We start from the raw sequence: 22454 nt of genomic DNA, 5'->3' as shown, positions 1-22454 counted from the left end.
ACACCATGACCCCAACACAACCGCCCCCCACTCCGCCCGCACAGGAGAGCGTGCTTGACGCGCTCGCCGAGGTGCTGGCGGCGCGGCGCCATGCGGCGCCGGAGGACTCCTACGTGGCGTCCTTGCATCATAAGGGTTTGAACAAGATACTCGAGAAAGTCGGGGAAGAAGCGACCGAAACGCTGCTCGCCGCCAAGGACGCCGAACAGGGCGATGACACGAAACGCCAAGCGCTTATCGCTGAAACCGCCGATCTGTGGTTTCATAGCTTGGTGATGCTCTCCCACTTGGGGTTGGATCACCAAGGCGTACTGGATGAACTGGCGCGCCGCTTTGGGATGTCGGGCCACGACGAAAAAGCCGCCCGTCAACACACATAAAAAAGCTTTTACACCGCGCAAGATTCCCTTGTCGCATGCAAAACGAGGACACGCATATGTTAGGTGGTATCAGTATTTGGCAGCTGCTGATTGTTCTGGGGATCATTATCCTGATTTTCGGCACCAAAAAATTGCGCAACGTGGGCACCGACTTGGGTGGCGCGGTCAAGGGCTTCAAGAAAGCCATCCATGAAGAAGAGAAAGAGGGCGATAAAGACAAAGACGCTGACTCCCCCCAGGCGAAAGTCAGCCACGAAGAGAGCGGCAATACCTACGATGTTCAGGCCAAAGAGAAACAGGCTGAACAAAGCGACGAGCGCAAATAAGCCATGCTGGATATCGGCTTTCTCGAACTGTTGATCATTGCGGTGGTCGGGCTTTTAGTGCTCGGCCCCGAACGCCTACCGCGTGCCGCCCGAACAGCGGGGCTTTGGGTGGGCAAGATCAAGCGCACGGTATCGGGCATGCAGCGCGAAATCAGCGCCCAACTCGAGGCCGAAGAGCTAAGGCAAAAACTCAACGAGCAGCAGAAGTCGCTCGACGACAGCCTGAATAAAGCCAAACAGGACGTGGAAAGCCTGGCGGAGACCCCGCCGGCCTCTAAAAAAGAGGAGCGGACGTTAGCGGACGCCACGGCGCGGCTAGACGATGCGCTGAACACCGTGCGTGAAGATGCCACGTCCGCATCGCCCGACGCGTCCTCATCGGCTCGGCAGGACGGGGCTCAACCGGATTCTTCTCAAAAGGCTCACTCTCAAAAGGACGAAGAACAGCGATGAGCAACGGCGACTCCTCGGAGCAGAACCCTCAGCAGGCCCAAGCCCCGTTAATCGAGCACTTGATTGAGCTGCGCTCGCGGTTGATGCGCGCGGTGATCGTGGTGCTGGTCATTTTTCTCGGTCTCTACGCGTTTGCCAACGATATCTACACCTTTGTCGCCCAGCCGCTTATGGCGCTGCTGCCGGAAGGCTCGCAGATGATCGCCACCGAGGTGGCCTCGCCTTTTCTCGCGCCCTTTAAGCTGACGCTGGTGGTGGCCGTGTTTATTTCGGTGCCGTTTATTCTCCATCAGGCGTGGGCGTTTGTGGCCCCTGGGCTTTACGACAACGAAAAAGCCCTGGCGATACCCATTCTGGCCTCAAGCGTGGGGCTTTTTTATGCCGGTGCCGCCTTTGCCTACTATGTGGTGTTCCCGCTCTTGTTTGCGTTTTTCACCCAGACCGGGCCGGAAAACATCACGGTCATGACCGATATCAACCAGTACTTGAACTTCGTGCTGAAGCTCTTTTTTGCCTTTGGTATCGCCTTTGAAATCCCCATCGCCACTTTCTTGCTGATCCTGTCCGGCGCCACCACCGTCGAGAGCCTGTCGAAAAAGCGCCCTTACATCGTCTTGGCGTGCTTTGTGATCGGTATGCTCCTCACCCCGCCCGATGTGGTGTCGCAAAGCCTGCTCGCCGTGCCAATGTACCTGCTGTACGAAGTCGGCCTACTGTTTGGGCGCTTAGTCCGCAGGAAAAAACGCCAAGAGGCGGAGGACGCCTCAGAAGGCAGTAACTAAGCCCACTTTTTCGTGCTGGCAAGTAGCGGCCTTTACGTGCGCGGCTGCTTGACCAGCGCTAGCCAGTAATCGCCCAGTGTGTTGATAGCGGCGATGAACTGATCCACATCCACCGGCTTGACGATAAACCCCGAAGCCCCGAGGTCGTAGGACTCCAGGATATCTCGCTCGGCCTCGGAGGTGGTTAACACCACCACGGGGATGCGGCTTAGCTTTTCGAGCTTCTTGAAATGCTCAAGAAACGCCTTCCCCCCCATCCGCGGCATGTTCAGATCGAGCAGAATAAGCTCTGGTTTCGGGGCGTCGCGGTACTCGCCTTCACGCTGCAGGTACGCCAGCGCTTCGACGCCATCGCCCACGCTGTGCACGTTGACCAGCAAGCGACCCTCCTTAAACGCCATTTTGGTCAAATGGACATCGGCCGGTTCATCCTCCACGAGTAACACGTTAAACAGATTTTGGGGTTCTGGCATACCTCACCTCGCTGCGGGTAAGTCGAATACAATGGCGGTGCCCCCCTCAAGGCCATCCTCTACCTTGACCTGGCCGTTAACGCTGCGAAGGGCTTTGACGATCAAGGCAAGGCCCATACCAGTGCCGGGATACGCCTGTGTATTGGGAACCAGCCGGGCAAACATATCCAAGACTTGCTGGCGATACTCAGGCGCGATACCGCTGCCATTATCTTCCACGCACAACTCGACGCGTTCATTGCAGCGTTGCCCCGTCACGCGGATGCGAAGCGCTCTTTCAGGATGGCGATAGCGCCAGGCATTGCTCAGTAGCACCCGGAAAATCAGCGTGAGTTGCTTGGCGTCGACATACACCTTCGGCAGTGGCTTGGGGATTTCGAGCGCATCCGCTGTGCGCGCCTCCCGCAGTAGCGCGTCGCTTTGATACACACTTTCGAGGATAGCCTGCGGGTCAAGGTTTTCCGGTGCGGGGGGAATACTGTCCAGCCCCAGGTAACGCTGCACGTCGCTGACAAGGTCGCTCAAGCGTTTGGCCTGGGTTTGGATAAAGCCGACCGCTATGTGGATGGTTTCATCCTCGCTATCACTTAGCCGGCGCGTTAGCTGCTGGGCGAAGCTCACCAAGCGCCGCGCGGGCTCCTGGAAATGGTGCGCCATCACATGGCTTAGGCGCTCAAGCTCTTTGTTGCGAAACGACAGTTCATCAATCAGCCGGCGGTTTTCTCGCTGCGAGCGGCGCAGGCGCAGCAAAATCACGATCAATACAGTAATCACCCCGAACTGCAGCAACGAGGCGCCGATCGCTAACCTGTCGGCTCTCGCTCTGGCAGCTTGAAGCTGCTGGGTCTGTAGATCAACCTGCTCTTCGACACGCTCGATATAGTGGCGTTCGGCACTGCTTTCGAAGTTGCTGGTGTCGTACAGCGACGAGATCAATACCGCTCGCCCATCCACCTCGAACCGGTCAGTATAAACCCCCATGACTTTGACTTCGCCGTTAGCCAGGCGGTGACGAAAATAAAGATGGTTGCGCTCGGCTTGTGCCGCTTGCTGGATTTCCTGCTCGACCTGTTCGGAGGTATGCATATTGATGTGCGCAACCTTCATGCCTTCCAGGTTATCGAAACCGTAGAACTCATGGGCGGCTAGGTTGGCGCGCAATATCTCGCCGCTATCCACCGAAACCATCCACATTGGCGTCGAGTGATGGGTAAAAAATGTCTCGAAATCCGGCATCGCCCAGCTGCATAGGGGAATCAGCATAAGTACGCAACCGGCCAACAGTGGCCGCAGACGAATTCGGCGATGCATTATGGGGTTGCTTCCTCGGCGGTGGGTGTCATGGGCAGCGTGAACACAAAGCAGCTTCCTTTGCCCTCGCCTTCGGACTCGATCCAGATGCGCCCGCCATGGCGCTCAACAATCTTGCGACAAACGGCCAGTCCCACACCGCTCCCCTCGTACTGTTCACGGGTATGCAGGCGCTGAAAAACCTTGAACAAGCGATCGATCTGTTCAGGCGCAATGCCGATGCCGTTATCGCACACGCTGACTTGCCAGTGCGCCTGGCTGGGCGCTGGCTCGATGCGGATATTCACCGCTGTGGCTTTGTCTGGGCTGCGGTATTTCACCGCATTGCTGAGCAGGTTCTGGAACAAGCGCATCATTTCATCGGGGCTGGCAAAGACTTGTGGCCACTCCCCCTCCACCGTGATGGTGGCGTCCGCCTCCTGAATGGTCGGCGTCAAGAAGTGCAAGGCTTCATCAAGGGCGTCTTTTAGCTTCATGGCCTGCATCGGCTGCCCTTTGCGGCCCACCCGCGAGTAATCCAAAAGCGACAGCAGCATGCTATCCATGCGCTGGGCACCATCGCGCATGTAGTGCAGCATGGTCTTGCCATCATCATCGAGCTGGCCGCTCAGGTGCCGCTCAAGCAGCTGCGCGTAGCTTGTCACCATACGCAGCGGCTGGCGCAGATCGTGCGACGCGGCGTAGGCGAAGTGCTCAAGCTCCTGGTTGGAGCGCTCCAGCGATTCACGATACTGCTCTAGCTGTAGCTGTGTGGTGTGCTCGTCGGTGACATCGCGCAGGTAGCCGTGCCACATGGTGCTGCCATCCTCCAAGCGCTCCGGCGTGGCGATGCCCTCGACCCAGAGCTGGTACCCGGCGGGGTGATTAACGCGATAGGTCGCCCGCCAAGGCGAGAGCGTGGCGGCGGAGCGCTCGATGCTGCGTGTCACCGCTTCGACATCGGTGGGGTCGATCAAAGTATAAACCGCGCTGGCGTCCTCCCTGACCTGCTCGGGCGTTAGGCCGTAAATCTCTTCGATGCCCTCGCTAGCGTAGGGAAAGGCCGAACGTCCGTCGGGGTGATACCAGTATTGATACAGCATGCCGGGAAGCAGCGCCGCGTGCTTTTGCATTTGTGCCACCATCGCGCTAACGCGCGCCTCGGCCTCTTTGCGTGCGGTAATGTCGGTGTGCGTTCCCGCGACCCATAGCGGCTCGCCCGCCTCGGTGCGGGAGATGACCCGCCCCCGATCCTGCACCCATATCCAGTGTCCCTCTCGATGGCGCATGCGGGCTTCAATATCATAGGCATCGCGCTTACCGGCGAAGTGCTCGGCGAGCATCGCCTCCGAGCGTTTGAGGTCTTCCGGGTGGCAAAATGTCATCCAAGTGTCGATGGTGGTGGGCGCAAGCTCTTCCAAACGGTACCCAACCATCTCAGCCCAGCGCTCATTAAAGCGTGTTTCGCCGGTCTGCACGTTCCACTCCCAGGTACCCGCGGCGGTGCCCCAGAGAATATTTTTCAGCGCGTTGCGCTCCTCGACCAGCTGCGCCTCAAAACGCGCTTGCTGGGTGATATCACGCAGCGCCACGATATAGACCGCTTTTTTGCGCCAAGCGGCGACATCGCTTAAGCGCATCAGCGTGGCCTCGGTGAGCAGTGTCTCGCCTTGCGCGGTGAGGTGCGTCCAGTGGAAGGTCTGCCGCTCAGGATGGGACGGTGACATGAGTGCCCGTACCTTCACTTGAGATGGCTCACCGTCGGGCTGTGTGGCGGGGGAAAGGTCGATAACAGAGTGCCCCACGAGCCTCTCTCGACTCGCCATGCCAAAGAGGTTCACCGCCTCTTGGTTGGCGTCATCAATGACCAGCGTGCCGCCCTCGGGGTGTAGCAACAACTTGGGGCTCGGCGAGTAATGAAACAGCGCTTTGACACGCTTATAAAGGCGCCGCTGACGAAAATAGAGCCAAGCCAGCGTCGCCATTGCCGCTAAAAGCGCCGCCGCCAAGCCCAACACCAGCCATAAGAGAGGACCAAACTCGTAGCGCAGCTGCTCCCAAAACGACTCACGCTCAAAGGGCGCCACCCCCAAGGCTCTCGCGGCCATTTCAACGCTTAGATAGTCGTGCGGCGGGTCAAAGCGTACCGGCTCGCTTTTAAGCCCCAGCAATGCCTGGGTTACTCGGCGCACATCCTCCGTGGGTACGTCCATCATCGCGGCGAACGCCCACTCGGGGTAAAGTCGCGTCGAGTGGGCCAAGGGAAAGCGCTCGTTGCTCTGAATAGAGAGAACCTTTAAACCGCCGCGCTCCACCCTGCCCTGTTGCCGCCAGCTTTCGAGGATGCCGCTGCGCACAAAGCCCACATCCAGCTCCCCGGCGAGCAGCGCTTCCATCACCGCATCGTGGGAGCCGAGTTCGATATACTCGGCAAAGCGCTCCGGATTTTCACCGTGACGGTAGATTTCGTACGCCTGGGCCAGAAAGCCGCCTAAAAAGCGCTTGCCCGGCACACCGATCTGTCGCCCCTCCAGGGCATCGAGCGTGGTGATATGAGCGTCGGGTCGAGTGAGGATCACCCCCGCGAGCGAGCTGAGCATGCGTCCGCTGTACTGCGTTTGCAGCGACGCCAGTGCGCCGGTGACCGCTTGGCGCTGGCGAACGGCGAGAAAGTGACGGGGGTTGGTCAGGATGAAGTCGATCTCTGACGCCTCGATGGCCGCATCCAAGGCATCCAGCGAGAGCACTCTCATCTCGACTTGATGGCCGGGCAAGGCCCACTGCATCGCCTCTACCACTGGAGCGAACCGCTCACGCACCGTTTCAGCGTCGCGATAGGCAAACACCCCTAGCGTCGTGGTTGGGGTCGCCAGGGCCGACGCGGAGGGTAACCAAAGACTGAGTAGCCAAAGGCTGACCAGCAGGAGCAACCGGCTCGGCCCCGTGCGGCGCGTACACAACAGCATGATAGGCTCCTTGGCGGGCATTATGGCGTCGACGTTCCGGTGGCGGCTTTCACGTCCTTGTCGTAATGGCTGACACGGTTGCGGCCATTTTGCTTGGCGTGATAGAGCGCGGCATCGGCACGCGCCAGCGCGCCGTCGGGGCGCTCATCCTCAGCCAAGAGCCGATCGACCCCCACGCTTGTGGTAATGGCGATTGTTTGACCGGCGCCTTCAACGCGCATGGCCTCGATAGCGGTGCGCACTTTTTCAGCCACGTAACCACTCCCGTCTAGGTCGGTGTCCGGTAGCAGGATGGCAAACTCTTCGCCGCCCAAGCGGCCAAACACGTCGTTTTCGCGCAGGTGGTCGGCAATCACGTGGGCAAATGCCTTGAGAATGTCATCGCCCACGGCGTGGCCGTAGGTATCATTAACGTGCTTGAAGCGGTCGATATCCAGCATCAGCACCCCCGCCTGATACCCCTTGTGGCGCCTGACGCGGCCATACTCGCGGTCCATGGCGTTCATAAAGCTGCGTCGATTCAAAAGCCCCGTGAGCGGGTCGTGCATGGCCAAATCGCGCAGCTGCTGCTCCATGGCCTTGCGCTCGGTAATCTCCTGCTGAATGCCCACCATGCGCTCAGGATGACCTTCCCGGTCCCAGCTCACCACATGACCGGAGGCGAATAGCCAGATCCAGTGCCCCTGTTTGTGCCGAAAGCGAAACTCGTTCTGGTAGCGTTTGGTCTCCCCTCTAAGGTGCTGCTTGAGCGCCTTGTTGAACGCAGCCATGTCATCTGGGTGAATGCGCTGCATCCACTCGTCCGCCGAGACGGGCAGATCGCCGTCCTCAGTGCTAAAGCCACAGGTCTTGAGCACACGCTCGCTGTTGTGGCAGGCATTGGTCTTGAGATTCCACTCCCAGACACCCAGGTCGCCGCCCTCTATCGCCGCCATCATCAGCTCTTCCGACTGCTGCAGGCGATGCTCCAGCTGATGACGCTCCATGGCGTAGCGCATCGCGCGCAAAAGTGCATCCGCCTCTAGGCGGTTTTTGATCAGGTAGTCCTGCGCGCCGGCTTCCAGTGTTTTCAGCGAGAAGTCCATATCATCGTGGCCCGTCAGCACCACAACCGGAGTATCAGGCGCCATCGCCTTGCAGCGTGAGACAGTTTCAAGTCCGCTGGCATCCGGCAGGTTCAGATCGAGCAGAATAACGTCGAACGGTGCTTTAGCAGTGTCAAGCTGCGCCCGTAGTTCTCCTAAGCTCTGAACCCACTCAACGGTGTGCTGACCGCCACTGAACTTCAGGCTGTAGCGTATAAGCTCAGCGTCTCCCGGCTCGTCCTCGACCAGAAGCACGGATAGTGTTTGCATTGTTACACCCTTCGAAAAATCCCTGTATTCAGCTGGGGCGCCTTACCAAGCCAAACCAATACGCAGTTAACTGCTGAATGTGTTGGCTAAATTCATCGATACCGGTGGGTTTCACCAGGTAACCGGCAGCGCCTAGTGCGTAGGCCCGGTCAATATCGCTCTGGGATACCGAGGTGGTGAGAATCACCACGGGGATGGGGCTAAATTCCGGCCTCTGTTTCGCATGCTGCAAAAAGGTAAAGCCATCCATCCGGGGCATATTCAGGTCCAGCAGGATAAGCGCGGGAAAAGCGTCCTTGCCTGCCTGCTGGTTCGCCTCCAAATATGCCAGCGCGCTTTCGCCCGTCTCTGCATGCTCAAGACGAATATCCGCGGCGACCTCCTGAAAAATACGCCGCGTGATGTAAGCATCGGCCTGATCATCCTCCACTAGCAGCACTTTACGCGCTTGATTCATCTTTTATGTCCTTGTAAAAAACCAGAACAAAAGTGGTGCCCTCCGGGCTACTGGTATGAATCGCGATACGACCGCCTAGCTGGCGCATGATCTGGCGCGCCATGGACAACCCAAGGCCCACGCCCGGATACCCCTGACTATCGGTTACCAAACGCTCAAACAGCGAGAACACTCGATGGTGATGCTCGGGGGCAATACCCACCCCGTTATCCTGCACATACACCCGGTACTGCCCGGCATCCTCTTCAGACCAAAGCCGAAGCATAATTAATCTCTCGGCATGACGATAGCACAGCGCGTTATCCACGAGAATAGTGAATAAGGCGTGTATATGGGCTGAATCGGCCTGCACGACGGGAAGGTCAGCGGTACGAATATCGGCTTGCCACTGCGTTATCTGCGCGTGAATCTTCGGGTCGGCCAACACCGCTTTCAGTGCCTGATTAAGGTCGACCGGTGCGAGGCGCGGCGAGGTTCGGGATATTTCGAGGTAACGGCGGGCGCCATCCACCAAGGCACTTAACCGCGTGGCCTGCGCACGAATAAAAACCACTGCTTGGCGGTCCTCTTCACGCGGCAACGAAGCGTTTTGCAGCTGGCGTGAAAAGAGCACAAGGCGTCGCGATGGTTCTTGAAAGTGGTGCGCCATCACCTGGCTCAAGCGCTCCATCTCCTTCGCATAGCGGCTAATTCGCTGCTCACGCTGCTGCAGCTTGTCCGACATGGCGTTAACCGCGTTAGCCAGCTGGCCAAGCTCACTGTTTTGCGCAGCGACCACGATCGGCTCTTTGTCACCTCGACTGATGCGATTGACGCCGCGCATCAGTTGCACAAGAGGGACCACCATAAAGCGCCGCACCAACCAAAAGCTTATCGGCAGCACAAGCAGCGCCGTGATAAGGACCGCGGCGATCACCCCGTCTCGCGTGGCCCGCTGCTCGATACGGTACTGCGCGGCCGGATAGTGAAGCATGACCTCGAACCCATCGGCTTCAGGGCTGGCTGGCGTAAACGGGCGCCAGAACCCGGCGTCATCGTGCTGCCACTGCGATGAGGCCTCCCGCGGGGTAACAAGCCGCTTCTCGCCTTCCACCATGAAGGCGTTTTGCTGAGGATGAAAAAGGTAGGCATGCACGCCACTCGGAAGTGCCGACTGCAGCATGGCCTGCGACAGCTCTCGCGCGATAACGAGTGTTCCGAGGCTATTTTGCCACTCGAAGTTACGGTACGACTTGGTCAGAAAAAGTCGGTCGCCGACGAAGCGGTAGCGCTCTCCCAAGACATTTTGCGGTCGCCAGGAGGTAATATCACCCGGGTAGTGTAAGCGCGAGGCGTCACCGGTTGAGGCGTAGTGCCGTAATTTGGGTGCGCCATCGACATAGCTGAGAAACCCCGCTTCCGTTCGACCTTGTGCCACGAGGGCGTAGCTAACGAGCGCATTATGGTTATCGAACAGAAAGGCGGCCGATGACGTGCCGTTTTGTACCGTATTGAGCAGCTGCTCCGCCACAAGGCGTTTTTCGGGGTCAAACACAAAAGGCTGGTACTCTTCGCTATCCTGAAAGTCATTGATCAAGGTAAGCGTTGCCTGCAGCTGCTCGTGCTGCAAAAGCCGTTGCGCTTCGGCAAAAAGCTCGGATTCCGTTTGCCAGATGATATCCTGAATACGCTGCGCCCCCTCCTCCATCAACGCCGTGGCCGTTTGTCGGTGGTAGCTCAGCAGCCGCTGATCAATCAAGTAGCCACTTAGCGCCAAGGCGGCGCTCACTGTCACTAGAACCAGGGCAGGTAGTTTAAAGACCAGTGAATTGAAACGGATCAAAAAATAGGCTCCACGTCCTCAGCGTTATCCGCGGTGACCTTGACGGTCGGCAGCAACCAATGTTTTGGCACCGGCTCCCCCTGAAGTAGGCGCAGCGCGAACTCTGCCGCCTTGCCTCCTCCGGTGGGGTAAGTGAAGCTGGCACTCTGCGTCCCGTTAAGCAGGGCTTCTTGCGCTTCCTGGATGTAGTCAATGCCCACGATGGGTATCGCGGATGGATCAAGGCCGGCGTTTGTCATGGCCATGCGCGCGCCCACTGCCATGCTGTCGCTCTGAGCATAAATGGCGTCAAACGCCACGCCCTTTGCCATCAACTCTTGCACGGCACGCAGCGCATCCACGCGCAGGAAGTTAGCGGTTCTCACGATAAGCGCTATGTTGGGGTAGTGGGCTAAGGCCTGCGCAAAGCTTTGACTGCGCTGTTGGGTCGTGCTCACCCCTTCCAACCCCTCAAGCATCAAGATGGTGCCAGCGCCGCCTAATGCCTGGGTTAAATGCTGGGCCGCTGCGCGACCGATAATCGTATTGCTGGGCCTGATAAAACTGGTAAAGCGCTGATTATCAAGCCCCCTACTGAGAACTATGACCGGTGTTCCGGCGTTGTATACCTCGGCAATCACTTGGCTTAATACGGCTTCCGCACGGGGGCTAACGATCAGCACATCCACCGTCTCGGCGAGTCGACGAATCTGCTGCGCTTGCAGCGCCACGCTGCCCTCGGCATTGGTATGAACGAACTCGATCGCTGGGTAGTCGTCAAGTACCGCCTTAACGTCTTGCACCTGCTGCCATCGCCAGTCGTTCGCCAGCGTGTCCTGGGCAAAACCCACGCGGGCGGCGGGTTCGGTGACACCGCTTGCCTGGCCCTGCGTGACCCATAACGCCATCAGCCAGCCCAGCAGAATAAGCCCCCACCTCATGGCCCGCGGCGAGGGCATTTTTTGCGACATTTGCATGTTCTGACAGCTCCTTTGCCAGTGCTTCCCGATGGCTTACCCCATCATTTCGTCGATGCGGTCCACCAGCTTGAAAATCCCCGTCGCGGCTTCGCTGATGCGCGTGGCGAGCATATAGGCGGGCGTGGAAACCACCCGGTTCTCGTAATCCACCACGATATCTTCCACGGCGCAGCTACGGTGTAGCCCGCCCATGGCGCTGATCGCACCCGAAACGCCCGGGTCGTGGCCCACGGTCACGGCAATGCCCTCACCCAGCAGGCGCGGGGCCATCACCGGGGAGATACACATCAACCCAATGGGCTTGGCATCGTCGCGAAACCCGGCCAAGGCCTCTTTGAGCGGCTCGATCACCGCCATGCCATCGCCGGCGGTGGCGAAGTCCGAAAGGTTTTTGGCCACACCGAAGCCACCGGGCACAATGACCGCGTCAAAATCATCGGCGTCGAGTTCGCCGAGCGGACTGATGTCGCCACGCGCAAGCCGTGCGGACTCTTCTAGCACATTGCGACGTTGCCCCTCGGCAACCTCTTGAGTCATGTGGTTAATCACGTGACGCTGCTCCATGTCCGGCGCGAAGCAGCGATAGCCGATGCCCAGCTGATCGAGGCGCAGCAGCGTCAGCGTGGTTTCATAAATTTCCGAGCCGTCAAAAACGCCGCAGCCGGCCAAGATTACCGCCACCTGTTTGGTCATGCTGTTCTCCTTTTTATTAATACGGTATCACTATTAGCGCTTCACTTTATGCAGTTTGCCCAGCCTCCACAAGAGAGCATTGGCCGCTCATTATGCCCCGCCATATTCTCCCCAACAGCGGTCCTGATATACTCGCCATAAGCGATAACCCACTTTGATGACAGCGAGGAGAACGCCCTTGAGTACCCCGACCCCGCGTAACTTTCCGGCCACGCGCATGCGGCGCATGCGCCGCGATGACTTCTCCCGCCGCTTGATGCAGGAAAACAGCCTGACCCCGTCGGACCTGATCCTGCCGGTGTTTGTCCTGGAGGGGGAAAACCAGCGCGAAGCCGTGCCCTCGATGCCCGGCGTTGAGCGTCTGTCACTGGATCTGCTGCTTGAACAGGCGCGCGAAGCGTATGAACTCGGCATTCCGGCGCTGGCGCTTTTCCCGGTGGTCGGCCCAGCGCTCAAGTCGGAGTTTGCCGAAGAAGCCTACAACGCCGGCGGCCTGGTGCAGCGAAGCGTTCGCGCCCTGAAGCAGGCGCTGCCCGAGCTTGGCATCATCACCGATGTGGCCCTTGATCCCTACACCAGCCACGGCCAGGACGGCATCATCGATGAGCACGGCTACGTGGTCAACGACCGCACCGTCGATACCCTGCTTAAGCAGGCGCTTTCCCACGCCGAGGCGGGTGCCGACATCGTGGCGCCCTCGGACATGATGGATGGCCGCATTAGCGCGATCCGCCAGGTGCTGGAGCAAGAGCATCTGCACAACGTCAAGATCATGGCTTACAGCGCCAAATACGCCTCGAACTACTACGGCCCGTTTCGCGATGCGGTAGGCTCGGCGGGCAACCTGGGCAAGGCCGATAAGCGCACTTACCAGATGGACCCGGCCAACAGCGACGAAGCACTGCACGAGGTCGCGCTCGATATCGCCGAGGGTGCCGATATGGTGATGGTCAAGCCAGGCATGCCCTACCTGGACGTGGTGCATCGCGTGAAAACTGAGCTTCGCGTGCCCACCTTCGCCTACCAGGTCAGCGGCGAGTACGCCATGCACCGCGCGGCGTTCGACAACGGCTGGCTGGACGCCGATAGCGTCATACTTGAGTCGCTGATGTGTTTCAAACGCGCCGGCGCCGACGGCATTTTGACCTACTTCGCCCTCGATGCCGCGCGGCGGTTAAACGCTTCGCGCTAACCTCCACTTTATTGATGTCGCTCACGCCACGAGCGAAAGATGACAACAAGGTGACACCGCGTTGTCATCTTTATCCGCCATACTGGGAGTATTGCGCTATTTTTCACAAGGAGCGGTTATGGATTCCCAAGCGTCCGATACACCCCCCACTGCCCCAGGCAACGACCCCACCCTGAGCGACAGCGAGGCGCCGCCGCTACGGGTTAATCGCACGCCGACCGGTGTTCAGGCACGCGAGAGCCAAACCGAGACCGACCTCGACGACCCTCAGCTTTACTTCAACCGCGAGCTCTCCCACTTACAGTTTAATATTCGCGTGCTTGAGCAGGCGCTAGACGATGCCCACCCGCTGCTCAACCGGCTGATGTTTTTGCTGATTTTCTCCTCCAACATGGATGAGTTCTTCGAGATTCGCGTCGCCGGGCTCAAGCATCAAATCGCCCTCGGCGACGATACCACCGGCGCGGACGGTCGTCTTCCCAAGGCGGTGCTGAGTGAAATCTCGCAAATTGCCCACGAGCAGATCAGCCGCCAGTACCAGATTCTCAACGACACCCTCCTGCCCGCCTTAGAAGCGCAGGGGCTGCGTTTTCGCCGCCGCAATCAATGGACCGAGGCGCAAAAAAAGTGGGTGCGGGCGTTTTTCGACAATGAAATCATGCCGGTCATCAGCCCCATCGGGCTCGATCCGTCGCACCCCTTCCCGCGCCTGGTCAACAAGAGCCTGAACTTTATCGTCGAACTGGAAGGCAAGGATGCCTTTGGCCGCTCCGGCGGCATGGCGATTCTGCCCGCGCCCCGCTCGCTACCAAGGCTGATGGCGCTGCCCAAGGAGCTTTGCGAGGAGGGGTTCTCGGAGTACGTGTTTCTCTCGTCGATGATTCACTCCCACGCCGAGGAGCTTTTTCCCGGCATGCGCGTGCGCGGCTGCTACCAGTTTCGCTTAACCCGCAACGCCGATATGACCGTTGACCCCGAAGAGGTCTCGGATCTCGCCTCGGCGCTTCGCGGCGAGCTGCTGGCGCGGCGCTACGGCAGCGGCGTGCGCCTTGAAGTGGCCAATAACTGCCCCGAGGATCTTACCGACTTCCTGCTGCGCCAGTTCCACCTAGAGAGTGACGACCTCTATCGCGTCGAAGGGCCGGTGAACCTTACCCGCATGATGGCCGTGCTCGGCGATGTCGACCGCCCCGAGCTACTCTACCGCCCCTTTACCCCGGGCATCCCCAAAGCGCTCAAAAGCGGCAGCCTGTTTGACGCCATTCGCAAGCAGGATATTCTGCTCCACCACCCCTTCCAGTCGTTCTCGCCGATCGAAGACCTGCTCAGCGAAGCGGCACGCGACCCGGATGTGCTGGCGATCAAACAGACGCTCTACCGCACCGGCGCCGATTCGCCGATTGTCAGCGCCCTGGTGGATGCCGCCAGCCACGGCAAAGAGGTCACGGTGGTGATCGAGCTGCGCGCGCGCTTTGACGAAGCCGACAACCTGCAGCTCGCCTCGCGCCTGCAAGAGGCCGGCGCCATCGTGATTTACGGCATCATGGCGTACAAAACCCACGCCAAAATGCTGCATATCGTGCGCCGCGAAAAAGGCGAGCTGCGCCACTACGCCCATCTGGGCACCGGCAACTACCACTCCAAAACCGCCAAGCTCTATACCGACTACAGCCTGCTTACCGCGAACGCGGCGCTGTGCGCCGATGTGCACCGCGTCTTCCAGCAGCTTTCGGGAATGGGCCGCGCGCGGCGAATCGATACGCTGTTGCACGCACCTTTTACCCTACACGAGCGGCTTAGCGAAATGATCGAGCGCGAGGCGCAAAACGCGCGCAAAGGCAAGCGCGCGCATATCATCATCAAGTGCAACTCGCTGACCGAGCCCAAGCTGATCCGCTCGCTCTACCGCGCCTCGCAGGCCGGCGTGGAGTGCGATCTCATCATTCGCGGCATGTGCTGCTTAAAACCCGGCATCGAAGGCGTTTCCGACAACATTCGCGTGCGCTCGATTATTGGCCGCTTTTTGGAGCACACCCGCGTTTTCCACTTCCATAACGACGGCAAACCCGAAATCTGGTGCTCCAGCGCCGACTTCATGTCGCGCAACATGTTCCACCGCGTGGAGACGTGCTTTCCGCTGCTGGATAAAAAGCTCGCCACCCGTGTGCGCAAGGACCTGGAGACCTACTTGGTGGATAACTGCCAGAGCTGGCTTTTGCAGCCCGACGGCAGCTACCAAAAACAGGAGGAAGGCGAAAGCGCCCCGATCAGCGCCCAAGAAACGCTGCTTTACGCTTACGCCAGCAAAAGTTGAGTGCGCTGAACGTCTAGTCGGCCGCGGGCGGTTTGCCCTGCTCGCGCAGCCACACATCGCGCTGGGGAAAGGGAATCTCGATGCCGGCTTCGTTCAGCGCCCGATAAATGTGCATGTAGAGTTCGTGACTGACCAAACCCCGCTGGGCGGGATGACTCACCCAGCACAGCAGCTCGAAATTGAGGCTAGAGTCACCAAAGCCACGCATGCGCACCCGGGGCGCCGGCACGTCGCAGACGCTGTGATGCTCGGCGCTGATGCGCTCCAGTAGCGACACCACCTCCTCGGCATCCGAGCCGTAGGCCACGCCCACTTCCAAGCGGATGCGAAACTTCACCCAACGACCGCCCGACTCGTTGTAGATCTTAGTGTTGGCCATCTCCGCATTCGGCACGGTGATCTCGACATCATCGCGGGTGCGCAGCCGGGTGGAGCGAATGCCCACCTTGGTCACCTCGCCGCGATCGCCGGTGTCCAGCACGATGTAATCGCCCAGTTTGTAGGGCGCATCGGCAATGATGAAAAAGCCGGCGAAGAGGTTGGCCAGGGTGTCGCGGGCGGCAAACCCGACCGCGATGCCCACCACCCCGGCGGAGGCCAGCCAGGCGGTGGGATCGACCTCCCACACTTCAAGCAGCACATAGCCGCTCACGGCGATGATAAGCGCCGTTACCAGCAGATCAAATAGCGGAATGGTGCGGTCATCGACGATGGCGTAGCGCCGCTGCACGCGGCGAAGGATCTCCATGGCCACGTGCCCGGCATGCAGCGCCTCTTTCATCAGCCGCAGCACCAGCAGGCTGGTCGCCACACGCAGCAGGATATTCTCGGTGGAGGCGCCGAACTCAAGCGCCTGTATCGCCAGTACCATGGCAATGTACGCGACGATCCAGGCCGCGACATTGGCCGCGATGCGCAGCAGGCGATGACCCAGGTTCTTACTCAGGCGTGAAATCGCTTTGCCGCCAAAGAACAGCACCAACGCCCGCCCCACCACCGCGAGGGTGATACCCACAAGCACCACGATAAACGCCAGCGCCCACTGGTAGGCGGCGAGAAAGTCCCACGCCGCCACCAGCGATGAAGGCAGCCACTCGGGGGCTTCAAGAAGGTTGGTGTTGTCCGGATTCATCGACGCGGCTCCCTGCTATCTCTGACGCCATCAGCCATGACAGTACCATGACCAAGGCGCTGGGCCGCGTCAAATCCGCATCACAAGCCCTAGCCGTGGCGCGCCCTGAGTTCCTTGGCGGCCGCCACCATATTGGCCAGCGCCGGTTCCACCTCTTCCCAGCGGCGGGTTTTAAGCCCGCAGTCGGGATTGACCCACAGCCGTTCGGCGGGAATTTTCTCTAGTGCTTTCTCCATCAGGCTCACCATCCATGCCACCTCCGGCGTATTGGGGGTGTGGATGTCGTACACGCCGGGACCGATGTCGTTGGGATAGGCGAAGTCTTGAAACGCCTCCAACAGCTCCATATCCGAACGCGAGGTTTCGATGGTGATCACGTCGGCATCGAGGGCGGCGATCGCGCCGATGATGTCGTTGAACTCTGAATAGCACATGTGGGTATGGATCTGGGTGGCGTTATCCACGCCTGCCACGCTGAGCCGGAAGCTCTCGACCGCCCAGTTCAGGTACGCTTGCCACTGGCCTTGGCGCAGCGGCAGGCCCTCTCGCAGCGCCGGCTCATCGACCTGAATGGCGCCAATGCCGGCGCGCTCAAGATCAATCACTTCATCGCGCAGCGCCAAGGCGATCTGCTTACAGGTGGTTTCGCGCGGCTGGTCATCGCGCACAAACGACCACTGCAGAATCGTTACCGGCCCGGTGAGCATGCCTTTCATCGGCCTGTCGGTGAGCGATTGCGCGTACTCACTCCAGCGCACCGTCATCGGCGCCGGGCGCGCCACATCGCCGACGATGATCGGCGGCTTGACGCAGCGCGAGCCGTAGCTCTGCACCCAGCCAAAGCGAGTAAAGGCAAAGCCATCCAGCTGCTCGCCGAAGTACTCCACCATGTCGTTACGCTCGGCTTCGCCATGCACCAGCATGTCGATGTCCAGGGCTTCCTGGCGCGCCACCGCGTAGGCGATCTCGTCGCGCATCTTAGCTTCGTAGGCCGCAGTCGTTATCTCGGCGTTTTTATACGCCCGGCGCGCGGCGCGTATCGCATCGGTCTGCGGGAAGGAGCCAATGGTGGTGGTGGGAAAAAGCGGCAGCGCAAGCTTTCGGCGCTGCGCCACCGCGCGCTCGCTATAAGCCGCACCACGCTGGCTATCCGCCAGGTGTACCTGCTCAAGGCGCCGAGTAACGTCGGGGCGATGAATCCGGGTAGAGGCTCGGCGCGCATCCAGTGCTTGGGTGGCCGCCGCCAAACGGGCTTCGTCTTCAGGGCTCGCGCGGTGGTCTAATAGCCGCGTGAGTGTCACCACCTCATCGAGCTTTTGCCGGGCGAACGCAAGCCAGCTTTTGAGCTCATCGTCCAGTTCGGTTTCGGCGTCCAAGTCCACCGGCACGTGCAGAAGCGAGCAGCTCGGCGCCAGCCAAAGACGCTGCCCCAGACGCACCTTGAGCGGCATCAAGCGCTCACGCAGCACGGCCAAGTCCGCGCGCCAAACGTTACGCCCATCGATAATCCCCACGGAGAGCACTTGGTGCGGGCTTAAGCGGTCGATTACGCCTTCGAGCTGCTCCGGCGCGCGCACTGCATCCACGTGCAGCCCCGCCACCGGCAAGCGCGCGGTGAGCGAAAGGTTATCGCCGAGGGCGCCAAAGTAAGTGGCCACCATCAGCTTCACCGGTGCGGCCTGCAGGCGATGATAGGCGCGCTCGTACGCCTGCTGCCAGGCAAGCGGCAGATCCTGCACCAGCGCGGGCTCATCGAGCTGCACCCACGCAACGCCCTGCTTGGCCAAGCGGTTGAGCACCTCCACGTAGACGTCCAGCACGCTATCCAGCAGGGTTAAGCGGTCAAACGCCGCCTGTTGCGTTTGCCCTTTTGTCTTGCCCAGCCACAGCCAGGTCAACGGCCCGGTCAGCGTCACTTTCGGGGCAAAGCCCGCGTCATGTGCTTCATCCACCTCGGCGAAAAGGCGCTGGGACGCGAGGGCAAAACGCTGCCCGCGATGCAGCTCAGGCACCAAGTAGTGATAATTGGTGTCGAAGTACTTAGTCATTTCACACGCCGCAGCGGGCTCCCCGCTCGGGGCTCGCCCCCCGCGCCATGCGAAATGCCGTGTCGAAGTCGATATCGCCATGGGCAATCTCGTCTTGGGCGTTAAAGCGCTCGGGCACGGCACCGAGCAGTACAGAGACGTTTAACACCTGGTCATAAAAAGCGAAGTCGCCCACGCTGACATAGTCGAGCCCGGCGTCGAACTGCGCCTGCCAGTGCCGGCGGCGTAGCGTTTTGCCCTCGCTCTCTAGCGCTTCGCGGGAGAGTTCTCCGCGCCAGTAGGCTTCGGTGGCTTTTTTCAGCTCGCGCTGGGCGCCGATACGCGGATAGCCAAGAATATGAGAAACTGTCATGATGATTGCTCTTCAACGTGAATGATTTCGCATAGTCTGGGCGCCGACAAAAAGTGAATCAAACTAATATTTTTAATATTTAAAATGAATATAAATCACCATGATTGAACTTCGTCATCTACGCACGCTGCTGGCACTGCGCGAAACCGGCTCGCTGGTGGAGGCCGCCGAGCGCGTTCACCTCACCCAGTCGGCGCTCTCGCACCAGCTAAAAGATCTGGAAAGCCGCGTCGAGAGTCCGCTGTTTATCCGCAAGACCCGCCCGGTTGAGTTCACCCACGCCGGCTTGCGCCTGCTGACGCTTGCCGATCAAGTGCTCCCCGAGGTGCGCCGCGCCGAGCGCGATATTGCCCGGCTTTCCGGCAGCGAGCAGGGGCGACTGCACATGGCCATCGAGTGCCATAGCTGCTTTCAGTGGCTGATGCCGACGGTGGATTACTTTCGCGATCACTGGCCGGAAGTGGAGATCGATATTCCCAGTGGGCACCACTTCGACCCGCTGCCGGCGCTTTCCCGCGAGCAGCTTGATCTGGTCATCACCGCCGACCCGCAGCCGCTTGAGGGCGTGCGCTATGCGCCGCTGTTTCGCTACGAGGGGCTTTTGGCCGTGGCGCGCCAGCACCCCTTTGCGCACCAGCGCTACATCACCCCGCAGGCGCTAGCAGAGGAGACGCTGATCACCTACCCGGTGGAGCAGTCGCGCCTGGACGTGTTTACCCACTTTCTCAACCCGGCGGGAGTGCGCCCCAGAGAGATCCGCACCGCTGAGCTGACGATCATGATGATGCAGCTCGTCGCCAGCGGCCGGGGCGTGTGCGCCCTGCCCAACTGGGCGCTGACCGAATACCTGGAGCGCGACTACGTGAGCGCGGTGAGCCTTGGGGAGAGCGGCGTCTGGAGCACGCTTTACGCCGCGATTCGAGAAGAGAGCGCGGAGGCGCCCTGGATGCAGGACTTCTTGCGCACCGCGCGCGAAACCTCGTTTGCGGTGCTGTCGGGGATCAAGCCGGCGGCTCGCGACGCGGAATCAGCAGGGTAAAACGCGCCCCGCCCAGCGTTGGGCTCGCATCCACGCTGATGCTTCCGCCGTGGCCCGACATGATTTTTTGCACGATCGAAAGCCCCAAGCCATAGCCGCCGGAGCTACGCGTGCGGCTATCGTCCAGGCGGGCGAAGGGCTTAAAGATCTCCCCGCGCGACTCCACCGGTACGCCGGGGCCGTCGTCCTCCACGTCGATACGCACCAAATTGGGTTCATCCCACAGGCGCACTTCCACCTGCGAGTGGCCGTAGCGACAGGCATTGCTGACCAGGTTCTGCAGGGCGCGCTGTAAATAACGTGGCTCGGCGAGAAGTTCTATCTCGGGGCCGGGCGCGAGGGTGAGCGTCAAGTCGTCGTGCAAGGGAGAGAGCGTATCCAGTACGCGTTTGGCCATCGCGCGGCAATCCACAAACGACATCTCCATTTCCGCGCCGTTGATGGTCTCGCCGCCTAAGCGGGCGTAGGTGAGAATTTCGTCCACCAGCGCATCAAGCTCGGCGATATCCGCGTCGATGCCTTGAAGCTGCCGACGAATGGCGGGCTGGTCGGTCATGTCCTCGACCATCTGCACGGCAAAGCGAATCCGCGCCACCGGCGTGCGCAGTTCGTGGGAAACCGCCCGGATCATCTCTTGCTGGCCGCGCAGAAGCGACTGCACTTGGTTGGCCATGGCGTTAAAGGCCATGCCCACGCGACCCAGAAAGTCGCCACTCTCCACCTTGACACGGGTTTCCAAGCGCCCACCGGCGATGCGCGTTGCCGCCAGTTCAAGCCGCGCCATGCGCGCTTCAATGCGGCGCATGATCAGGTAGATCACCAGCGTCAGCACCACCATCACGCCGATTAGTAGCGGCAGATGCAGATTAAGCGGCAGCAGCTCGTCGCGCTCCATGGGGCCGGCTTCGAGCCACTGGGAGGGCGACTCGCCCGAGCCCGCCGGCAGCGCGGTCAGAAGAGTGACGTCAAAGGCTTCACCGCGTAGCCGGGTAATCACGTGCCCTTGGGCCAATTTCTCCTGCTGGATGGCGGTCAACCCCGGCGGGAGCGAATCGCGCAGTGTCAGCGGCCAACTGCCGCTATCCAAGGTGGCAAGCTGCGCTTCCCGCTCGGCGGGAGGAAACGCCGCGAGCCGCTCGGCCGCCAAGGCAATACTCGCTTGCCACTGCTGGTCGTGCCACTCGGCAACCCGAGCATGAATCAGCCAAGGCGTATCGTTAAGGCGTTGGCGCAAGCGCCACGGCGAGGCTTCCACTAATACTTGCCCGCGCTCCAGGCGAGCGCGCTCGAAGTAGCTTAGGTCGGCGACATTCAAGGGAATCAGCGTGAGCGTCATGCCCAACCGCTCGGCTAGCTCATCCAGCCGGGTTTGGCGCTCCCGTGGCGACAGCGGCGAGAGCTCTTTCACCAGCAGCGACATGGGAAACGTAGCCAACTCCTCGCGATAGGCTTCCTGGCGGATTTTTTCAATCAGCATCCGTCCGCCAAGCGCCATCACGAAAATGATCAGCAGCGCCATGCCCAGCAGCAGATAAAAACGCAAAAAAGCGCTTTGCTTGAGCCCCCAGCGCATGGCGCTTATCCCTTTGGCGGAGCGTGATTAGCTATCTTTGACAAACAAATAGCCTTTACTCCGCACGGTTTTGATTCGATGAGGCTGATTGGGGTCGTCCCCGATTTTGGGCCGGATACGCGACACACGCACGTCGATGGAGCGGTCCTGTCCGTCGTACTTGATCCCTCGCAGGTCGCTGAAGATCTCCTCCCGGGTCAACACTCGCCCGGCATTGCTGGCCAGAAGCCACAAGAGATCAAACTCGGCGCTGGTCAGGTCAATACGCTCGCCGGCCAGCCACGCCTCGCGGGTGGCGTTATCAATTTCCAGGTTTTCAAAGGTGAGGCGCATTTCGCCACCAGGCGCCGGGCCATCGGCTCGGCGCAAAAGCGCGCGCATGCGCGCTAGCAGGACACGCGGCTGCACCGGCTTGGGCACGTAATCGTCCGCCCCCATTTCAAGCCCTAGCACCTGATCCAAATCGTCAGTACGCGCGGTCATCATCATGATGGGGCCGGCATAATTGGGGCGAACGCGCCGACAAATCGACAGCCCGTCTTCGCCGGGCAGCATCAAATCCAGAATCACCAAATCGGGTTGCAGGGTTAAAATGCGATCCACTCCTTTGGAGCCATCGGCTTCTAGCGTGACTTGAAAGCCGTTAGCTTCGAGATAGTCACGCGTTAGCTCGGCTAGGCGCTGATCGTCTTCAATAATCAAAATATGGTCCTGATCGGGGTAGTCAGGCACCGTTGGCTCTTGTGCGCCAAGCGCTTCAAACTGTTTTTCTAAGTGATCGACCATGCGTCTTCATTGCTCCGCTTTAGTGCGCGCTTCGCCCGCTCCCCTGTACTGAGGCGGGTGGT

General features: G+C 60.2%; 18 protein-coding genes and 1 pseudogene. 7 read left to right on the top strand and 12 right to left on the bottom strand.

Annotated elements, in window-relative coordinates; all coding sequences use genetic code 11:
- Positions 1–5 precede the first annotated feature (5 nt).
- Genes BQ9846_RS09085 through tatC form a run of 4 tightly spaced genes read left to right on the top strand, consistent with a single transcriptional unit; the run spans position 6 to position 1941 of the window.
- Entirely contained in the window at positions 6–380 is a 375-nt protein-coding gene (locus BQ9846_RS09085) for a phosphoribosyl-ATP diphosphatase (RefSeq protein WP_075880674.1), read from the top strand.
- A 56-nt stretch (positions 381–436) separates the two neighbouring features.
- Positions 437–706: a Sec-independent protein translocase subunit TatA gene (gene tatA / locus BQ9846_RS09080; RefSeq protein ID WP_075881711.1), complete on the top strand. Its 270-nt coding sequence runs from the start codon at positions 437–439 to the stop codon at positions 704–706.
- A gap of 3 nt (positions 707–709) precedes the next feature.
- Entirely contained in the window at positions 710–1159 is a 450-nt protein-coding gene (gene tatB / locus BQ9846_RS09075) for a Sec-independent protein translocase protein TatB (protein ID WP_075880673.1), read from the top strand.
- Positions 1156–1941, top strand: coding sequence for a twin-arginine translocase subunit TatC (gene tatC / locus BQ9846_RS09070; protein ID WP_075880672.1), 786 nt, complete (start codon positions 1156–1158; stop codon positions 1939–1941). The genes tatB and tatC overlap by 4 nt, the downstream gene beginning before the upstream one ends.
- Before the next feature lie 32 nt (positions 1942–1973).
- Here tatC and BQ9846_RS09065 read toward each other — a convergent pair whose 3' ends face one another.
- The 8 genes from BQ9846_RS09065 to elbB are packed head-to-tail and all read right to left on the bottom strand — an operon-like array spanning position 1974 to position 11956.
- Positions 1974–2414, bottom strand: coding sequence for a response regulator (locus BQ9846_RS09065; protein ID WP_075880671.1), 441 nt, complete (start codon positions 2412–2414; stop codon positions 1974–1976).
- Positions 2415–2417: 3 nt separating this feature from the next.
- Positions 2418–3677: a sensor histidine kinase gene (locus tag BQ9846_RS09060; protein WP_159437922.1), complete on the bottom strand. Its 1260-nt coding sequence runs from the start codon at positions 3675–3677 to the stop codon at positions 2418–2420.
- A gap of 47 nt (positions 3678–3724) precedes the next feature.
- A complete protein-coding gene (locus BQ9846_RS16370) occupies positions 3725–6670 on the bottom strand; it encodes a PhnD/SsuA/transferrin family substrate-binding protein (RefSeq protein ID WP_159437921.1) in 2946 nt (981 codons plus the stop codon).
- 20 nt (positions 6671–6690) lie between these two features.
- Positions 6691–8025, bottom strand: a complete 1335-nt coding sequence (locus BQ9846_RS09035; protein ID WP_083651539.1) for a GGDEF domain-containing response regulator — start codon at positions 8023–8025, stop codon at positions 6691–6693.
- Between the two features lie 28 nt (positions 8026–8053).
- Positions 8054–8482 carry a response regulator gene (locus tag BQ9846_RS16365; protein WP_083651538.1) on the bottom strand — a complete coding sequence of 143 codons (429 nt, stop codon included), beginning with the start codon at positions 8480–8482 and terminating at the stop codon, positions 8054–8056.
- Entirely contained in the window at positions 8466–10304 is a 1839-nt protein-coding gene (locus BQ9846_RS09030; protein WP_075880669.1) for a sensor histidine kinase, read from the bottom strand. The genes BQ9846_RS16365 and BQ9846_RS09030 overlap by 17 nt, the downstream gene beginning before the upstream one ends.
- Positions 10301–11260 carry a substrate-binding domain-containing protein gene (locus BQ9846_RS09025; RefSeq protein ID WP_075880668.1) on the bottom strand — a complete coding sequence of 320 codons (960 nt, stop codon included), beginning with the start codon at positions 11258–11260 and terminating at the stop codon, positions 10301–10303. Before BQ9846_RS09025 ends, BQ9846_RS09030 begins: the two co-directional genes overlap by 4 nt.
- Positions 11261–11296: 36 nt before the next feature.
- Positions 11297–11956 carry an isoprenoid biosynthesis glyoxalase ElbB gene (gene elbB, locus BQ9846_RS09020; protein WP_075880667.1) on the bottom strand — a complete coding sequence of 220 codons (660 nt, stop codon included), beginning with the start codon at positions 11954–11956 and terminating at the stop codon, positions 11297–11299.
- Between the two features lie 178 nt (positions 11957–12134).
- Between elbB and hemB the strand changes: the two genes are divergently transcribed.
- Together hemB and ppk1 are read left to right on the top strand one after the other, a co-directional pair.
- A complete protein-coding gene (gene hemB / locus BQ9846_RS09015) occupies positions 12135–13148 on the top strand; it encodes a porphobilinogen synthase (protein WP_075880666.1) in 1014 nt (337 codons plus the stop codon).
- 118 nt (positions 13149–13266) lie between these two features.
- Entirely contained in the window at positions 13267–15462 is a 2196-nt protein-coding gene (ppk1, locus tag BQ9846_RS09010; RefSeq protein ID WP_075880665.1) for a polyphosphate kinase 1, read from the top strand.
- 13 nt (positions 15463–15475) lie between these two features.
- Here ppk1 and BQ9846_RS09005 read toward each other — a convergent pair whose 3' ends face one another.
- Entirely contained in the window at positions 15476–16594 is a 1119-nt protein-coding gene (locus BQ9846_RS09005) for a mechanosensitive ion channel family protein (protein WP_075880664.1), read from the bottom strand.
- 89 nt (positions 16595–16683) lie between these two features.
- Positions 16684–18994, bottom strand: a pseudogene (gene metE / locus BQ9846_RS09000) (5-methyltetrahydropteroyltriglutamate--homocysteine S-methyltransferase).
- Between the two features lie 100 nt (positions 18995–19094).
- Here metE and BQ9846_RS08995 point away from each other — a divergent pair.
- The gene (locus tag BQ9846_RS08995; protein ID WP_075880663.1) at positions 19095–20033 is read left to right on the top strand and encodes a LysR family transcriptional regulator; all 939 of its coding nucleotides are present in this window, start codon (positions 19095–19097) and stop codon (positions 20031–20033) included.
- On the opposite strand, the gene BQ9846_RS08990 is transcribed toward BQ9846_RS08995, so the two are convergent.
- Positions 19996–21606, bottom strand: a complete 1611-nt coding sequence (locus BQ9846_RS08990) for an ATP-binding protein (protein ID WP_075880662.1) — start codon at positions 21604–21606, stop codon at positions 19996–19998. The two genes, BQ9846_RS08995 and BQ9846_RS08990, sit on opposite strands and share 38 nt — an antisense overlap.
- Before the next feature lie 27 nt (positions 21607–21633).
- On the bottom strand, positions 21634–22392 hold the full coding sequence (locus BQ9846_RS08985; protein ID WP_075880661.1) for a winged helix-turn-helix domain-containing protein: 759 nt from the start codon (positions 22390–22392) through the stop codon (positions 21634–21636).
- Positions 22393–22454 lie beyond the last annotated feature (62 nt).

It is taken from the genome of Vreelandella massiliensis (assembly GCF_900155385.1).
Lineage (GTDB): Bacteria > Pseudomonadota > Gammaproteobacteria > Pseudomonadales > Halomonadaceae > Vreelandella > Vreelandella massiliensis.
This window is presented reverse-complemented; position numbering and strand designations above follow the sequence as displayed.

Coding starts and splice junctions, on each gene's coding strand:
- BQ9846_RS09085 (WP_075880674.1), top strand. CDS start 6: ATGACCCCAACACAACCGCCCCCCACTCCGCCCGCACAGGAGAGCGTG.
- tatA (WP_075881711.1), top strand. CDS start 437: ATGTTAGGTGGTATCAGTATTTGGCAGCTGCTGATTGTTCTGGGGATC.
- tatB (WP_075880673.1), top strand. CDS start 710: ATGCTGGATATCGGCTTTCTCGAACTGTTGATCATTGCGGTGGTCGGG.
- tatC (WP_075880672.1), top strand. CDS start 1,156: ATGAGCAACGGCGACTCCTCGGAGCAGAACCCTCAGCAGGCCCAAGCC.
- BQ9846_RS09065 (WP_075880671.1), bottom strand. CDS start 2,414: ATGCCAGAACCCCAAAATCTGTTTAACGTGTTACTCGTGGAGGATGAA.
- BQ9846_RS09060 (WP_159437922.1), bottom strand. CDS start 3,677: ATGCTGATTCCCCTATGCAGCTGGGCGATGCCGGATTTCGAGACATTT.
- BQ9846_RS16370 (WP_159437921.1), bottom strand. CDS start 6,670: ATGCTGTTGTGTACGCGCCGCACGGGGCCGAGCCGGTTGCTCCTGCTG.
- BQ9846_RS09035 (WP_083651539.1), bottom strand. CDS start 8,025: ATGCAAACACTATCCGTGCTTCTGGTCGAGGACGAGCCGGGAGACGCT.
- BQ9846_RS16365 (WP_083651538.1), bottom strand. CDS start 8,482: ATGAATCAAGCGCGTAAAGTGCTGCTAGTGGAGGATGATCAGGCCGAT.
- BQ9846_RS09025 (WP_075880668.1), bottom strand. CDS start 11,260: ATGCAAATGTCGCAAAAAATGCCCTCGCCGCGGGCCATGAGGTGGGGG.
- elbB (WP_075880667.1), bottom strand. CDS start 11,956: ATGACCAAACAGGTGGCGGTAATCTTGGCCGGCTGCGGCGTTTTTGAC.
- ppk1 (WP_075880665.1), top strand. CDS start 13,267: ATGGATTCCCAAGCGTCCGATACACCCCCCACTGCCCCAGGCAACGAC.
- BQ9846_RS09005 (WP_075880664.1), bottom strand. CDS start 16,594: ATGAATCCGGACAACACCAACCTTCTTGAAGCCCCCGAGTGGCTGCCT.
- BQ9846_RS08995 (WP_075880663.1), top strand. CDS start 19,095: ATGATTGAACTTCGTCATCTACGCACGCTGCTGGCACTGCGCGAAACC.
- BQ9846_RS08990 (WP_075880662.1), bottom strand. CDS start 21,606: ATGCGCTGGGGGCTCAAGCAAAGCGCTTTTTTGCGTTTTTATCTGCTG.
- BQ9846_RS08985 (WP_075880661.1), bottom strand. CDS start 22,392: ATGGTCGATCACTTAGAAAAACAGTTTGAAGCGCTTGGCGCACAAGAG.